Source organism: Pedococcus sp. P2_D7, from assembly GCF_056404295.1.
Genome location: NZ_JBFUEH010000004.1, coordinates 15,227 through 31,141 on the forward strand (window position 1 = coordinate 15,227; position 15,915 = coordinate 31,141).

Sequence of the window (15,915 nt, forward strand, 5' to 3'; positions counted from 1 at the left end):
GCGGCAGGGCCGGCTCGCGGGGAACGCCAGCACGGAAGGGAGCGTTGAGGCAGACATGCACAACCATTTCAACGGGCTCAAGACCGCAGCCCTCTTCGGCGGAATCTTCGCCCTCCTGCTCGCCATCGGTGGGGTCATCTCGGCCTCGACGGGCAGCTCGGCGTTCATCTGGCTCTTCGCCCTCTTCGGCGTCGGCATGACCGCCTACGGCTACTGGAACTCCGACAAGCTCGCCATCAAGGCGATGCACGCCTACCCGGTCAGCGAGGCGCAGGCCCCGGCGATGTACCGGATCGTCCGTGAGCTCTCGACGGCTGCCGGCAAGCCGATGCCCAAGCTCTTCATCAGCCCCACGGCCGCGCCCAACGCGTTTGCGACCGGCCGCAACCCCGAGAACGCCGCCGTCTGCTGCACCGAGGGCATCCTCGGGCTGCTCGACGAGCGTGAGCTGCGCGGGGTCCTCGGCCACGAGCTGATGCACGTCTACAACCGCGACATCCTCACCGGTTCGGTGGCCGCGGCAGTGGCCGGCGTGATCACGTCGGTGGCCCAGATGCTCATGTTCGCGGGCATCTTCGGCGGTGGCGGGAACGACGAGGACCGCCCCAACCCGATCGCGATGCTGGCGATGGCGCTCCTTGCGCCGTTCGCCGCGATGATGATCCAGATGGCGATCAGCCGCACCCGCGAGTACGACGCGGACGAGGACGGCGCCAAGCTCACCGGCGACCCGCTGGCGCTCGCATCGGCCCTGCGCAAGCTCGAGGTCGGGGTGGCCCAGGCGCCCCTGCAGCCGACACCGGCCATCCAGAACTCCAGCCACATGATGATCGCCAACCCGTTCCGGCCGCAGGACGTGTCGCGGTTCTTCTCGACGCACCCCCCGATGACCGAGCGGATCGCCCGTCTCGAGCAGCAGGCCTACGGCTTCCGCCAGCGCTGATCCGACGCGATTTCGGGTCCGGTGAGACCTCTGCGGGCAACTCACCGGGGCCCGGGAATGAAAGTCTGGCGGATTCACGTTACAGTTGGCGCAGTTGCAGTTCCTCGTGTGAGTGGGCCCGCCAGTGTGCGGGCCTTTTCCGTAAGCGGTGTATTCCGTGTCGTGGTGATTTCGCAGCTGGTGGTCCGCATCCGCGGCCACATCGGCCAATTAGGAAAAGAGTTATCCCATGGCACAGGGAACAGTGAAGTGGTTCAACGCTGAGAAGGGCTTCGGCTTCATCGAGCAGGACGGCGGCGGCGCCGACGTCTTCGTGCACTACTCCGCGATCGAGTCCGGCGGCTACCGCTCGCTCGACGAGGCGCAGCGCGTCGAGTTCGACATCACGCAGGGCCCGAAGGGTCCCCAGGCGGAGAAGGTCACGGTCATCTGACCTGCCCCACCCTCTGAACTTCAGACCGAAGCCCCCGGCCGTCTCGGCCGGGGGCTTCGGCCTTCCCCCAGCATCGGCTGGTTGAATCGGTCCCATGCCTTCCCTCACCCGGTCCGAAGCACATCGTCGTTCCGAGCTCCTGACCGTGACGAGCATGGAGGTGGACCTCGACCTCAACCAGGGCGAGGAGACCTTCGGCTCCCGTTCGAGGATCTCCTTCGCGTGCACGCAGCCCGGTGCCACCACGTTCGTCGACGTCCTGCCGGTCGAGCTGGCCTCCGTCGTCCTCAACGGTCGAGCGCTCGACGCCACCGCCCTCGCGGACGGCCGGGTGGAGCTGGTCGGGCTCGAGGCCCAGAACGTCCTCGAGGTCGAGGCGACGATGGCCTACAGCCGCGACGGGCAGGGTCTGCACCGGGCGGTCGACCCGGCAGACGGCGAGCACTACGTCTACGGCCACCTGTTCCTCGACGCGGCCCCACGGGTCTACGCGTGCTTCGACCAGCCCGACCTCAAGGCGCCCTACACGGTGACCGTCGCAGCCCCCGAGGACTGGCTCGTCCTCGGCAACGGCGCGGCCACCCGGGTCTCGCCCGGTCGCTGGGAGCTCGCCCGGACCCGGCCCCTGGCCACCTACTTCGTCACCGTCTGCGCCGGTCCCTACGCGTCCGTGCTCGACGAGCACGACGGCATACCCCTCGGCATCCATGCGCGCGCGTCGCTGCGGACCCACCTCGAGCGCGAGGCCGGCCAGATGCTCGAGGTGACCCGCGCGTGCTTCGACTACTACCACTCGCTCTTCGGGATCCGGTACCCGTTCGGGGAGTACCACCAGGTGTTCGTGCCCGAGTTCAACGCCGGCGCGATGGAGAACCCCGGCTGCGTGACCTTCCGCGACACCATGGTCTTCCGGGGTGCCGCTGCCCGCGACGAGGTGCTCTCGCGCACCAACACGATCGCCCACGAGATGGCGCACATGTGGTTCGGCGACCTGGTCACGATGCAGTGGTGGGACGACCTGTGGCTCAACGAGTCCTTCGCCGAGTACATGGCCCACCGCACCTGCGTCGCGGCGACCGAGTTCACCGACGCATGGGTCGACTCGACCGTGGCCCGCAAGGCGTGGGGGTATGCCGCGGAGCGCACCCCTTCGACGCACCCCGTGGCCGGTTCGGCGGCGCCCGACGCCCAGGCGGCGCTCCAGGACTTCGACGGCATCTCCTACGCCAAGGGAGCCGCCACCTTGCGCCAGCTGATCGCGCACATCGGTGACGACGCCTTCATCGCCGGGGTCGGCGACTACCTGCGCCGGCACTCCTACGGCAACGGCACGCTCGCTGACTTCATGGGCTTCATGGAGAGCGCGAGCGGTCAGTCGCTGACCGACTGGAGCAGGGCCTGGCTGCTGACCGCCGGGGTGGACGTGATCTCCGTCGACCGCGCCGAGGGTGCGGTGGAGCGCACCGTGCCGACCAGGTACCCGGCCGACCGGCCGCACACGATGGACGTCGCCGGGTTCACCGGCGGCAACCAGGTGTTCCGCGTGCCGGTGACGATCACGCAGGACCGCACGGTCGTCGAGGCGCTGCGGGACGCCCCCGCCGCCGACCTCGTCGTGCCGAACGCGGCCGACCTCACCTGGGCGACCGTGAGCCTCGACCCCGAGTCGGTCGCGGCCGTCCCGACCTCGTTAGCCAGCGTCCCCGACGTGCAGGCGCGGGCCGTGGTGTGGATCGCGCTGATCGACGGTGCCTGCCTCGGCACGGTGGACCCGAGCGTGCTGGTCCGGACCTTCGGTGAGGCCTGGCCGGTGGAGGACAACGACTCGATTCTGAGTCGCACCTCGATGTCGTTGCTGGGCCGGATCATCCCGACCTTCCTGCCGCCGGCCGAGCACGAGTGGGCCGAGCGGGTCGTGGCCGCGTCGGCCGAGCAGGTCCTCGCCGCTGCCCGGCCCGGCTCGACCCGTGCCCTCGTCGCGGCCAGGACGGTCGCCCGCTCCTCGGGCGACGAGACGCTCCTGCGGGCGTGGGCCGCGGCCAAGGACCGCCCGGCCGGCCTCGAGGAGGACTCGGACTTCGGCTGGATCGCGGTGCGCAACCTGGCCGCGCGCGGACTGGTCGACGAGGACTTCGTGGAGGGTCGCCGGTCCCACGACGACACGCTCCAGGGCCGGCTCAACGCCCTCATGGCGCGGGCCGCGATGCCCGGTGCCGACGCGAAGGCGTGGGCCTGGACGGAGCTCACCGCCAACCGGTCCCGCTCCAACTACGAGCTCAACGCCCTGGCCCAGGGATTCTGGCTGGCCGAGGACCTCGACGTCGTGCGCCCGTACGCCGAGCGCTACTTCGCCGATGTACCGGCCATGAGCCAGTGGGTGGGTGAGGACGCCATCGCCCGTGTCGCGACCCTGGCCTACCCCGGTCGGGTGGTCGAGGCGGCGACGGTCGAGCGCAGCGAGGCCGCGCTCGGCGGCGGCGGGCTCACCGCCGGGGTGCGCCGGTCGATGGTCGACGCGGAGTCCCAGCTGCGCGAGGCGCTGCGCTCGCGAGCCACCTTCGGCTGAGGCCCGGGACTCCGCTCCGGACCCGGCACTGCGCTCGTTCGGGCACGTCCGTGCAGGTCAGAAGGCCAGTCCGGGCGGGTCAGCAGGCCAGACGGAGAGGTCCTACGGCTCGTCTGCGACCGTTTTGGGGGTATCGTTGCCAGCGGCGAGGCCCCCGGGATGTCAGTTGACGTTCAGCTCCGTCTACGGAGGTCTGGGTGGATATCCCCCGATGAATCGACTGACTGAAGGCATGCTCCTCGGCGAGCGCTACGTGCTCGGAGCGCGGATCGCGTCGGGAGGGATGGCCGACGTCTGGGCCGGCACCGACGAGGTGCTGCAGCGCTCGGTGGCCATCAAGGTGATGCGGCCCGACACCGGCCACGAGGAGCTCTTCGCCCTTCGGTTCCGCGACGAGGCGGTGCACTCGGCCGCCCTCCTGCACACGAACATCGCCACGGTGTTCGACTACGGCGAGGACGACGGCCTGGCCTACCTCGTGATGGAACTGGTCAAGGGCGAGCCCTTGTCCCTGCTGCTCAAGCGCCGCGGGCCACTGGACCCGGCGGAGGTGCGCTCGCTGGTCGGGCAGGCCGCCCTGGCGCTGGGGGTCGCGCACGAGGCCCGCGTGATCCACCGTGACATCAAGCCCGCCAACATCCTCGTCCGACCCGACGGCCTGGTGAAGCTCACCGACTTCGGGATCGCCCGCGCCCTCGACGCCGCCGGTCACACGCGAGCGGGCGAGATGCTGGGCACCCCCGACTACATCAGCCCGGAACAAGCCATGGGCGAGGTGGCGACCGGCGCGAGCGACCTCTACTCGCTCGGTGTCGTCGCGCACGAGATGCTCTCGGGTCGCAAGCCGTTCGACCGGGGCACCCCGATCGCGACGGCCCTGAGCCACCTCACCGAAGCGCCGCCGCCGTTGCCGGACGGCGTCCCCGAGGACCTGGCGGCCCTCATCACCGACTGCCTCTCGAAGGACCCCGCGCACCGCCCCGCGAACGCCCGCGAGGTCGCGGCCCGCGTGGGCATCGGCGAGCACGAGATGGCCGGGCTCGCGCTGGGTCTGGCCAGTGCCCTCGACAGCTGGGTCGACGACGACTCACCCGACACCGACGGTTCGGTCATCCGTTTCCCCGACCTGGGTGGGCCGACGATGGCGATGGAGACCGGGACGGACGCGGTTCAGCCCGGCAGCGCCTGACGCACCGCCTTCTCGGCGACCACCGCAGACAGGTATGCCGCCGTCCCCGACTGGGGGACGGCGGCATACCTGTGCGTCGCGGCTCGTGGCGGGCGCAAACCGGCAGAACTCCCGGCAGGTCTTGCGGCGGCGGGTAAGGAGTGGGTCAGGATTGCCCCGAGTGCCCTCGCACCCCTGCTACGTTCCGCCCGGTTCATCAATCACACCGGGCAGAAGGCAGGCGGCACATGCGCGCAGCTATCGGGCGGGTCGGGGGGATCGTGCTGGCGGCTGCGCTGGCCACCGGGGTCCTTGCCGCACCTGCACAGGCAGAACCATCGACCATCACGGGCACCCTCACCGCGGCCGCCACCGGCGAGCCGGTGCAGGGCTGCGTGAGCGTCTACGACCTCGGGTACGTCTACGTCGCCTCGGGCTGCACCGACGACGCCGGGCAGTGGACGGCCGAGGGGGTCGAGACGGGGGTCGACTACAAGGTCGAGGCCTCCGCGTTCGACTCGCTCTACAAAGGACAGTGGAGTGGCGGCGGCGCCACCTTCGAGGACGCGGGAGTCGTCAACGCGCCCGGTCACCTCGACTTCGCGCTCGACTACGCGCGGGAGATCGGCGACGCGACCCTCACCGGCAGGCTCACGGCGGACGACACGGGTGAGCCGTTGCAGGGGTGTGTCAGCGTCTACACGCAGGACCAGACGTTCGTCGACTCGGCCTGCGCAGCTGAGGACGGCACCTGGAGCGTCGGGCGACTGGTCGACGGCGCCGGCTACAAGGTCGAGGCATCGGTCTACGACGACGCGCACGTGGGCGAGTGGGCCCAGGACGCCCAGAGCTTCGAGGACGCCGCGCTGGTGACCGCACCCGGCACCCTCGACGTCTCCCTCGCCCTGGGTGGGCACCTCCAGGGCACGCTCACCCGCGCCGACGGCCAGCCGGCCGAGTGGGCGGGCGTCTCGATCGAGACGACCGGTGAGAGCCCCCGGGTCGTCACCTTCGCTAACAGCGACCAGACCGGTCACTGGACCGCCCTGGTCGCGCCGGGGGAGTACGTCGTGGGCTTCGAGTCCTGGCCCACCAGGCAGTACGCCTTCGGACAGGTCAACGTAGAGACGGCCCACCACTTCGTCCTGGGGGCCGGCGAAACCCTCCAGGCGGATGACCAGTTCCTCGCTGCCGCAACGGTGCAGGGCACGCTGACCAGCGACGCGACCGGCGCACCGATCGAGGGTGCCTGCGTCGACGTGCTCATCCCCACCGACAACCTCGACGACAGGCAGTCGGTCGGCCAGGGATGCACCGGGGCAGACGGCACCTACTCCATCGACGTCTCGGAGGCAGGTCGCTACATCGCCGAGTTCACCGACCCGCAGGGCCGCTACGTCGGTGAGTTCAGTGGCAACACGTCCACCATCGGGGCCGCTGCGCAGTTCTCGGTGGCGCGGAGTGCGCCGACGACCGTCAACGCGTCGCTGGCCACGGCTGCCGTCATCACCGCACTGGCCGTGGACGCCAAGTCGGGCGCGCCCATCGCGGGTGCCTGCCCGAACGCCTACCTCGGCCATGCCGGCGGGTACGTCCAGGGCTCGGTCTCCGAGTGCAGCGGGGCGGACGGCCGCTGGACGGTCCGCGGGCTGCCGGCCGGCCAGTTCGCCATCTCGATCGACGTCTACACCGACCCGCGGATGTACACCGAGACCTGGGCCTACAAGGCCACCTCGCAGGCCACCGCAGACCTGATCTCGGTGACGGCCGGCGCGACGAACTCGGTGCGCGCCGTCCACGTGGCGGTCGGGGGCACGGTCTCCGGCGTGGTCACCGGGCCCGACGGCCAACCGGTCGCCGATGCCTGGGTCAGGGTCGGGGGCGGCTTCCCCGGCCGGGCCGGCCCGGGTGAGGGTCGCTGGACGGCCCGGACCGACGAGCAGGGCAGGTACACCGTCCACGGCGTCCCCGCCGGCACGTACAAGGCGTTCGTCTACCTGAACGACTACTGGGGCGAGCTGGCCCCGGAGTGGTCCGGCGACGCGACGACCGCGGCGACCGCCACGACGTTCAAGGTCAAGTCGCTGAAGACGACCCGGTTCGACGCCCAGCTGGCCCCGGCCTCGGGGATCAGCGGGTCGGTCGTGGACGCAGCCGGCAACCCAGTGACGACCTACCTCGTGGGGCAGGTGTTCGCCAGCGACGGCAGCCCGATCGGTGACTTCGACGTCTACGGGGACAACACGTTCCGGACCTCGGCCCTGCCGACCGGCGACTTCACCCTCAAGCTCACGGAGTACACCGACGAGGGTGAGGGCCGGGTCTACTGGTACGACTCGGCCACCGACCAGGGCGACGCCAGCCGCGTGCACCTCGCCGTGGGCGAACACCGCGAGATCACCATCCACCTGCCCTGACCGGCCCCCGAGAGCGAGGTATGCCGCCGTCCCCGGCCGGGGACGGCGGCATACCTATGTGTCTGGCGTGTCTTCCGTGTTTTGTGGGCCCTGTGTGCCCCGCCGGGCTCCGGTCGGGTCAGCGGTAGTTGGTGAACTGGATCGCGAAGTCGAAGTCGTCCTTGCTCTTCAGGAGCGCCTGCACGGCCTGGAGGTCGTCGCGCGACTTGCTGGTCACGCGCAGCTCGTCACCCTGGATCTGCGACTTCACCGACTTGGGGCCCTCGTCACGGATGATCTTGCCGACCTTCTTGGCGTTCTCCTGCGAGATGCCTTCCTGCAGCCCGACCTCGAGGCGGTACTCCTTGCCGGACAGCTGCGGACCGCGCTCGGGCACGTCGAGGTGCTTGAGCGAGACCTTGCGCTTGACCAGCCAGGTCTGGAACACGTCGAGCACGGCGTTGGCACGCTCCTCGGTGTTCGCCTTGATGACGACCTTGTCCTCGCCACTGGCCTCGATGGACGCGCCGACGTTCTTGAAGTCGTAGCGGGTGGCCACCTCGCGCGCTGCGCTGTTGAGGGCGTTTGCGACCTCCTGGTGGTCGATCTTGCTGACGATGTCGAACGAGCTGTCGGCCATGGTGGCGTGTCCTTCCTGGGCGTCAGCCGGCAGTCACCCGGTGGGGTGGATACCGGTTTCGGCATTCGTGGTTGTCCTTGCTATCCTTCCACGCGCACCAAGGCAGGTTGCCCGAGCGGCCAATGGGAGTGGACTGTAAATCCATCGCGAAAGCTTCGAAGGTTCGAATCCTTCACCTGCCACCACGTGCACTAGAGGGCGCCTGACCTGCGGAAACGCGGGTCAGACGCCCTCTGTCGTTACCCGGGAGGGGTATGTGGAGCAGGAAAATTTGCGGCCGAAGCGCCAGGCCTCTGACCTGCGGAAACGCGGCGCCTGTTTGGGCGCGCGGGGAATGAGCGGGGAAATGTGGGGTCCGGAGGCCGTGACAGTCGGACTTACGCGCCGCGTGACCTGCGCGGACACGCGGGGTGGGGGTATGTAATCGCGATGGAGTTTCGCACCCTCCCGATTCCGCGCCGATGGGGCGCTTGGCACGCCCCGGGTCCTGCAGTACCCACACCTGCGGAGTGAGGACGAAACCGTGTGCCAACGCCTCGTCCACGCCGAGCGCGTCCACGAGTAGACGTATCGCTGGGTCGGCCGCGAGCCCTCCGACAACTCATTCTCAGACGTGGGCGGACGCAGGTCGGGACCTCCTTCGGAGGTGCGTGCGGCTTCACGTGCTATAGCTCGCCAACCGAGGATCACATGGACTCCCTGCGCTCCTGTCGGCGTCATTGGCCCCTCATCAGCCGTCCAGAGAGGTTGGCTGGGTGGCATCGCCGGTCGTGTTCTCAGCCCTCGACGACGCGGCGGGCGAGGTCCTGCCAGCCCGCGACGAATCGGTCCACGGAGAAACCTTCCAGGTGCACGGCCTCCTCGACGATGACGGATTCCAGGGGTGCCAGTAGCGCCTTCGCGAGGAACTGCACATCTCCGCGCAGGTCCAGCTCGCGCAACAGATGTATGACGTGCAGGGTGGTGAACGACTTGGCGGCGACGGAGCGGCGGCCAGGCTGCCCCGCCGCCTCGATAAGGCGGGCCGCCTGGAGGTTGTACTCAAGGCGAGTACGGCCAAATGCGACCAGTCGCTCCCAGGGCTCGACGCCCGGGCCCAGGGGCGGCGGACCGCTCATGACCAGGGTCTGAAACTGTGCCTCTCCATGGTTGAGAAGTGCCGCCATGAGACCAGCCCTGCTGATGAACCGTCGGAAGACAGTCCCCTTGCCGACGCCCGCCTCCCGGGCAAGCGCATCCATGGTCACCGACTCCACGCCGTTCTCCGCGACCATCCGGCGGGCGGCGGCCAGCAATGCCTCGCGGTTGCGCGCCGCATCAGAGCGCTCGGGTCGGGGGCCCTCGAGCAGCGGTAGTGGGTGGCCACTCATGACGGAAGTGTAGGGGTGGGAATATAAACGGACCACGGTCCGCTTATGCTCCTACAGCCAAACCCTCACGCACCCTTCAGGAGCCCACTATGACCACTCCCGCCCCCACCCGCCTCGTCGTACTTGTCGGGAGCCTGCGGAAGGACTCGTTCAATCGCCGTGTCGCCGAGGCGGTCGTCGAGCGCGCACCCAGAGGCGTTGAGGTCGTGATCGCTGACGGGCTAGGCGAGATCCCGTTCTACAACCAGGACCTCGACGCCGCGTCCGTCCCGCCTTCCGCCCAGCGGCTGCGGGAGCTGGTGGCTGGTGCCGACGGGGTGCTGGCCGTAACGGCGGAGTACAACGGCACCATGCCAGCGGTATTGAACAACGCCATCGACTGGCTGTCTCGGCCCCACGGGGGCGGCGCAATCACCGGCAAACCGTTCGCGGCGGTAGGCACGACGTCGAGCCAGTACGGCGGTAGGTGGGCGCACGATCACGCTCGTCGGTCAGCAGCCATCGCGGGTGCGGTTGTGCCGGACCACATCGAGTTCTCGCAAACCACCACGGACGTCGATGTGCTGGGCGATGAGCAGGTCGTCAGCCGCCTGATCGCGGCAGTGGAGGCCCTAGTGGCGGTCGAGCCTCGGGCTCGCGCCGTCGCCTAGCCCTGCACGGTCGCCTCAAGGCTCGACGCATCGACCTGTTGACGACCGGTTGCCGGGAACGCCAGGGCACTCGTTCAGGCGCAGTACGCATTATCCAGCAGCCGGCTCCATAGAGGGATCATCAACGGCCGTCTGCCACGCCTCGAGCTGTTCGCCGGAAAGTAGCCCCCGGATCACCGTGTCGGCGCAACCAGCGACGCCAGCGATGTTTGCGTTCTGTGAACTCTCGATCTGCAGACTCTCCGTCGCGAGCGGAAAAGAGCGCTTGTCGACAGATCGACGGACCGGCTCTGTCAGCAGGTGTCCCGCCTTGCCTCCTACGCGGCCCCCGATGACGATCAAGGCCGGGTTGATCAAGTTAGTTGCCCCGGCGACAGCAAGGCCAAGGGCTTCACCTGCCCGCGCCATGATCTGGGCGCATGCCTCATCACCGGCGTGCGCGCCGGCAACGACGTGCTCGTCCCGGATCTGACGCGGAGGCATCCCCTCAAGGAATGGGCTGTCTCCTTTGCGCATCGCGGCGATACCGAACTTGGTGATCGCTCGCCCGCTTGCCAGGGTGCCCAAGCACCCGGAGTTGCCGCACCAGCACACCAAGGACCGATCGTTGGAAATCGTCATGTGGCCGATCTCGCCGGCCACGCCTGAGGCGCCACGGTAGAGGACTCCGTCGCTGATCAGTCCCGCACCGATTCCGGTACCCATCTTCACGTACAGCATGTTCCGACACCCCTCGGTGGAACGCTCGCGCGCCTCGCCTGCGGCCATCATGTTGACCTCGTTGTCGACCCACACGGGCACGTTGTACTTAGAGCTGAACCAGTCGGCCACAGAGAAGCCAGCCCAGCCCCCGTCGCGCGTCGTATCCATGGTCAGACCGTCGGGTCCGACCGGGCCGAGCACGCCGACTCCGATTCCCCGCAGGGGGCCACGAGCCTTTGTCGGGCGGTCCTCAAGCAACCGCGTGAAGACCGCCTCTGCGGCTGCCAGCGCCACGTCCGGACGTGCTCCCAACGGCAACCGGCGATGACGCGTCGCCAAGACATGGCCAGAAAGGTCGGTGATAGCGGCCGTCAGGCCAGTGGCTCCAAGCGAGACCGCGAGCACGCTGCCAGCGTCCGCGACGAAGTCAAGCCGACCAGGCGGTCGTCCCCCAGTGGAAGCGACAGTCGGACCCTCGCGGACCAGGCTCATCGCGATGAGCTGATCAACCCGCTGAATGACGATCTTTCGGCTGAGGCCGGTCACCCGGACGAGGTCGGGTCGGGTATTCGCGCTGCCCTCGAGGATCAGCCGGAGCACCTGCTCGAGGTGGGTATCGCTGGACGCAACAGGTGGGGTACTGGCGAGCCGTTTTGACACGTTTCCTCCGAAGGGTGGTCGGGCGCAGCCAAGGTTACATCCCTCGGGGTTACATCCCTTGCGGGCAAAACCTTGACTTTTGGCTCTCAGGTCCATATGTTCGGCGTCACACCGCGGAACCGCTACCCACACCGGATCGCGCGAATGGAAGTGCCGAGGCCAACCCCGCCTCGCCGACTCGCACCCCCGCTGGCGCAAGGACAAGGACACCGATGTCTGGTCAGACGATGAAGGTCGCCGTCAACCCGCTGCCGTGGGTGCTCAGCGACGGCCGGTTCCAGCTGAGCCGCACAGTCCTGGTCGACGCTTTGGCTGACCTGCGTGAGGTGGGGTTCCGCGCGCTACACGCTCAGGTGCCTGACGACATGACGGTCGTCGGTTACCGCCAGACGCTCGCGGACTACGGGTTCGTGCCGGCCCCCGGGTACTTCTCCGAGCACTTTGCCGACGTGGGTTCCGGGGCCGAGGTCCTCGAGCGGGCCCGCCGCGCCGCCGAAGTACACCTCGAGCTCGGCCTCTCTGAGATGTTCATCGCGTCCGAGATGGCGACCGAGCGAGTGGCTCGTCCGGCTGTCGGGCACCTCCCAGACCACGGACGACTGAGGCGGCTCACTGACGGCATGGTGGCGGCCGCTGAGGTCATGCAGTCGGAAGGAGTCACCGCCGCGTTGCACTCGCACGTCGGCTCGTGGGTGGAGACCGAGGAAGAGATCCGGGCCGTGCTGGACTGGTCCGAGGGTTCGGCCTTGGCGTTCGGTCCCGACACGGGGCATCTGTTCTGGGGCGGCGCCGACCCGGGGCGCCTGATCAAGGCCTACGCGACTCGCGTGGCCTGCGTTCACATCAAGGATGTCGACGCAGCCGCAGCCGCAACCGCCCGCGAACGAAGGGACAACTACCAAGATGCGACCTCTGTGCGCCACGTGTGGACCGAGCCCGGACGTGGCGACGTCGACCTCGACGCGGTGATCGCTGCCCTGGAAGGCTTCGACGGGTGGGCGGTCCTTGAGGTAGATGTACCGAACCTGCCGTCGCGGGTTGAGAGCGCCCGTGCTGGCCTGAGCTACTTCGAGGCCAACCCAGCTTTCGACGTGATCGCGTCATGACGGCCTCCTCCACGCTCGGTGTCGGCTTTCTGGGAAGCGGCCCGGTGACGCAGGCCATCCACCTACCTGCGTTGGCGCGACTGACCGACCTCTTCACCGTGCGCGCGGTGATGGACGTCAGTGAGGCAACCGCCGACGAGGTCGCCGCGCGAGTCGGCGCTCGAGGAACCACGTCGGTCGACGAAGTGTTGGAAGACACCGAGGTAGACGTCGTCGCGGTATGCAGCCCCCACCAGTTCCACGCCGAGCAGGTCATCGCCGCCTGCCGGGCGGGTAAGCGAGCGGTGTTGTGCGAAAAGCCGTTTGCGACCACCTCCGACGAAGCGTCACGGATCGCGCAAGTCTCACAGGAGACCGGTGTGCCCATCATCGTCGGCGCGATGCACACCTACGACCCCGGTTGGGTCTCGTTCACCAAGGCCTGGGGGCCAGCTCGAGGGAGCGCATCTCACATCCGCTGCTCTGTGGTTCTGCCGCCCAACACTCGCTTTGAGGACTTCGCCACGGAAGTGGCCCACCGCCAACCGCCACAGGAGCCCTCCCCCCCGAACTCGGTCGACGACCGCGCAAACCGGCTTCGTGGCGGGATCTTGGGCCTCGCCATCCACGACCTTCCTTTGATCCGTGCCTTCCTGAGCACAACAGACGGCATCATCGTGCACACGGCGCAGGCGCTGAACCCGTTCGGATATCTGGTCGTGTTCTCCAGTGGCGACCAGGTCGTTGAGCTGCACGCACACATGTCTGACAACTGGAGCCCAAACTGGTTGTTGGAGGTATACGCAGACGACCGCGTCGGCTCAATCAAGTTCACGCCCTCCTATGTTCAAGCCGGCTCCGCCGAGGCAGCCATCAGCTCAGCCGGCAAGCAGGTGCATTTCGCGCCGAGCGGGCGGAACGGGTACGTCGAGCAGTGGCAGCACCTGTACGACATCGCTCACGGCCAGCCGGCCCGCTTTTCTCCGACGGATCTGATTGCAGATCTGACGTTCGCCCTCGACCTCTCCGCAAAGGCATCCAGCGCCCTAGCGAGCAGCCCCGAACCAGCTGGTGTCCGATGACCGCCCTAAGGGTCAGCGCCGGACCTGACGAAGCCGTCGCCGGCGACGTCCTTCCCGTGATCGCATCCCTACCGATCTCGTTGGTGGCCACAGCATCCGAGAACGCGGCCGATCTCTTCGTCGTCCACGGGGGGCCCGACTGGCCGCAGCGAACCGCCGAATGCCTTCTCCACGACCTCCGTGGCCTGCTGATTGTCGAACCGACTCCCGTCCCGGCGAACCAGGTACCCGACGAACTCTCGGTTCCGGTGGTCGTCGACTACCGGTACGCGGGTAACCCTGCCCTGGCCGCGGCGGCTGAGGCGTTCGTCGGCTGGCCCGCCGAAGGGATGATCGAGATCGCGGCCACGGATCAACAAGAGTCGAATCTGGGCGCCACCCTCCTCGACCAGCTGGCCACGCTGCGCCGCCTCGGTCAGCCCGTGGTCGACCTCCACCGACTGAGCTGGAACGGCAGCGGCTACTACCTCCGCGCTTCGACGACCGCAGGATCGTTCGTACTTCTCAGTGCCCACGTCACCTCAGGCGCTCCGCCCTCGCTTCGAGTTCGGGGACTGGCCGCCAACGCCTCGGTGGAGCTTGTCCTGCCGGACCCCGCCACCGCCCGCCCTGCTGTGCTGGTCCGCACCACGCCGAGCGGAGCCACCATGATGCCGACCCTCTGGGAGACCTCACACCGTGCGGGTTGGCGCCGACTACATGCCGCCGTTACCGGGGCCACGCTGACCACGGACCTAGTCGAGCTGAGAGCGGAGCTGACCTTGGTCAACAACGTCCTTCCAACGCAATAGCCCCTCTACCCCGACCCAACTGGCTCGACATCCATGCACATCCACGAGAGGAACCATCATGAGCAACCTGAGCATCCCCGACTTCTCCCGACGCGGCTTTCTCAAGGTCACAGGCGCGGCTGCCGGCCTGGCCCTCATCCCAGGGCTGGCGGCCTGCGCCGAGTCGAAAACCCAGACCGGCTCCGGTGGCGCCGCCGGGACGTTGAAGTTCTGGGACATGCCATGGTCCACAGGCACGTACGACAAGGCCTCGCAGGCCCTGGTCGCTGCATACAAGCCGGCGAAGGGGCTGCCGGGGGCGGCGTTGCAACGAATCCAGTGGAACAACTTCACGACCACGTTCTCCTCGGCACTGGCATCCAAGACCGGTCCCGCGGCGAGCTCCGGCGGCGGGTTCCAGGCGTTCCAGTTCGCGGACCAGGGCTACATAGCCATGGCCGACAACCTCATCTCGACCTGGGAAAAGGAAGGCTTCAAGAAGGACTTCCTCCCCGGCACGATCGAGGCGATGAAGACCGACAAGGGATACGTCGGCGTCCCCTGGCAGTCCGACTACCGGGTCTGGTGGTACCGCAAGTCCCTGTTCGATGACGCCGGCGCGAAGATCCCCACAACATGGGATGAGCTGATGACCGCCGGGGCCGCACTGAAGAAGAAGGGCTACTTCGGCTTCGGTTTGGGGGCGGGGGCAGGCAACAGCTTCGGTGTCCAGGGGATCGTCATGATGATGATCAACAACGGCGGCGGCATCTTCTCGCCCGACGGCAAGCTCGACCTGCTCAACGAGCGCAACGTCGAGGCCATCGACTTCGTCATCGAGCTGGTCAAGGCCGGCATCAGCGACCGTGCCTCAGTCAGCTACTCCGCGGACAATCTCCTTGCCCAATGGAAGAACAAGAAGAACGCGTTCGGCATTCACACTGCGGGCCTCAACGACTCGATCGGAGACACCACCGGAGACTTGGTGGTTGCCAGCCCGTTGACAGGTCCGCACGGCGACAAGGCAATCCTGGCGTACGTCAACAGCATCATGATGTACACCAACACTCCGTCCCAGCAGGCGACTGAGGCGTTCGTGTCCTACTACATCAAGAACATGAAGTCGTACTGGCAGCAGGGCGTCATCAGCGCTCTCCCCGTGCTGCAGTCCATCGTCGACCTGCCCGAGTTCCAGAAGGACGAGGCCAAGGCGAAGGTGGTCAAGGAGTACCAGCCGGTTGCCAAGACCTTTGGCGCACGTTCGGACAAGCTGTTCGGCGCGATCGGCCAGGTCGACGGCAGCCAGCCGCTGAACCAGTTCGCCCAAGCGGTCCTCGGCGGGCGAACCGACGCCAAGTCGGCGCTGACGACCCTGCAGCAGGGCCTATCCAGCATCGTGAAGTCGTGACATGACGTCCACGACCACGGCCGCGTCGACCCGGGAGAGGCG

The 15,915-nt window shown here is 68.0% G+C and carries 13 protein-coding genes and 1 tRNA gene; 11 read left to right on the forward strand and 3 right to left on the reverse strand.

Translation table 11 applies throughout. The features are described from left to right. Nucleotides 1-55 precede the first annotated feature (55 nt). From htpX to AC1DWJ_RS09200, 5 genes are all read left to right on the forward strand, one after another. Nucleotides 56-943, forward strand: coding sequence for a zinc metalloprotease HtpX (gene htpX / locus AC1DWJ_RS09180; RefSeq protein ID WP_477620617.1), 888 nt, complete (start codon nt 56-58; stop codon nt 941-943). Between the two features lie 229 nt (nt 944-1,172). Then, entirely contained in the window at nt 1,173-1,376 is a 204-nt protein-coding gene (locus AC1DWJ_RS09185; protein WP_056924211.1) for a cold-shock protein, read from the forward strand. A 94-nt stretch (nt 1,377-1,470) separates the two neighbouring features. Beyond that, nucleotides 1,471-3,942, forward strand: a complete 2,472-nt coding sequence (gene pepN / locus AC1DWJ_RS09190; protein WP_477620618.1) for an aminopeptidase N — start codon at nt 1,471-1,473, stop codon at nt 3,940-3,942. 211 nt (nt 3,943-4,153) lie between these two features. Then, nucleotides 4,154-5,131, forward strand: coding sequence for a serine/threonine-protein kinase (locus AC1DWJ_RS09195; RefSeq protein ID WP_477620619.1), 978 nt, complete (start codon nt 4,154-4,156; stop codon nt 5,129-5,131). Nucleotides 5,132-5,358: 227 nt separating this feature from the next. Next, nucleotides 5,359-7,527 carry a carboxypeptidase regulatory-like domain-containing protein gene (locus AC1DWJ_RS09200; protein ID WP_477620620.1) on the forward strand — a complete coding sequence of 723 codons (2,169 nt, stop codon included), beginning with the start codon at nt 5,359-5,361 and terminating at the stop codon, nt 7,525-7,527. A gap of 118 nt (nt 7,528-7,645) precedes the next feature. On the opposite strand, the gene AC1DWJ_RS09205 is transcribed toward AC1DWJ_RS09200, so the two are convergent. Further along, entirely contained in the window at nt 7,646-8,146 is a 501-nt protein-coding gene (locus AC1DWJ_RS09205; RefSeq protein WP_457253966.1) for a YajQ family cyclic di-GMP-binding protein, read from the reverse strand. Between the two features lie 101 nt (nt 8,147-8,247). Between AC1DWJ_RS09205 and AC1DWJ_RS09210 the strand changes: the two genes are divergently transcribed. Continuing rightward, a tRNA-Tyr gene (locus AC1DWJ_RS09210) sits at nt 8,248-8,331 on the forward strand. A gap of 591 nt (nt 8,332-8,922) precedes the next feature. On the opposite strand, the gene AC1DWJ_RS09215 is transcribed toward AC1DWJ_RS09210, so the two are convergent. Continuing rightward, nucleotides 8,923-9,516 carry a TetR/AcrR family transcriptional regulator gene (locus tag AC1DWJ_RS09215; protein WP_477620621.1) on the reverse strand — a complete coding sequence of 198 codons (594 nt, stop codon included), beginning with the start codon at nt 9,514-9,516 and terminating at the stop codon, nt 8,923-8,925. Nucleotides 9,517-9,605: 89 nt separating this feature from the next. On the opposite strand from AC1DWJ_RS09215, the gene AC1DWJ_RS09220 reads away from it, so the two are divergent. Then, nucleotides 9,606-10,166 carry an NADPH-dependent FMN reductase gene (locus AC1DWJ_RS09220; protein WP_477620622.1) on the forward strand — a complete coding sequence of 187 codons (561 nt, stop codon included), beginning with the start codon at nt 9,606-9,608 and terminating at the stop codon, nt 10,164-10,166. 90 nt (nt 10,167-10,256) lie between these two features. Here the strand turns inward: AC1DWJ_RS09220 and AC1DWJ_RS09225 are convergent, their stop codons facing one another. Next, nucleotides 10,257-11,468, reverse strand: a complete 1,212-nt coding sequence (locus AC1DWJ_RS09225) for an ROK family protein (protein WP_477620623.1) — start codon at nt 11,466-11,468, stop codon at nt 10,257-10,259. Nucleotides 11,469-11,740: 272 nt separating this feature from the next. Between AC1DWJ_RS09225 and AC1DWJ_RS09230 the strand changes: the two genes are divergently transcribed. The 4 genes from AC1DWJ_RS09230 to AC1DWJ_RS09245 are packed head-to-tail and all read left to right on the forward strand — an operon-like array spanning nt 11,741 to nt 15,873. Further along, nucleotides 11,741-12,634 carry a sugar phosphate isomerase/epimerase family protein gene (locus AC1DWJ_RS09230; protein ID WP_477620624.1) on the forward strand — a complete coding sequence of 298 codons (894 nt, stop codon included), beginning with the start codon at nt 11,741-11,743 and terminating at the stop codon, nt 12,632-12,634. Further along, complete coding sequence (locus tag AC1DWJ_RS09235) at nt 12,631-13,695, forward strand: Gfo/Idh/MocA family protein (protein WP_477620625.1); 1,065 nt, start codon at nt 12,631-12,633, stop codon at nt 13,693-13,695. The genes AC1DWJ_RS09230 and AC1DWJ_RS09235 overlap by 4 nt, the downstream gene beginning before the upstream one ends. Nucleotides 13,696-13,751: 56 nt before the next feature. Further along, entirely contained in the window at nt 13,752-14,486 is a 735-nt protein-coding gene (locus AC1DWJ_RS09240; RefSeq protein WP_477620626.1) for a hypothetical protein, read from the forward strand. A 58-nt stretch (nt 14,487-14,544) separates the two neighbouring features. After that, on the forward strand, nt 14,545-15,873 hold the full coding sequence (locus AC1DWJ_RS09245; RefSeq protein ID WP_477620627.1) for an ABC transporter substrate-binding protein: 1,329 nt from the start codon (nt 14,545-14,547) through the stop codon (nt 15,871-15,873). Nucleotides 15,874-15,915 lie beyond the last annotated feature (42 nt).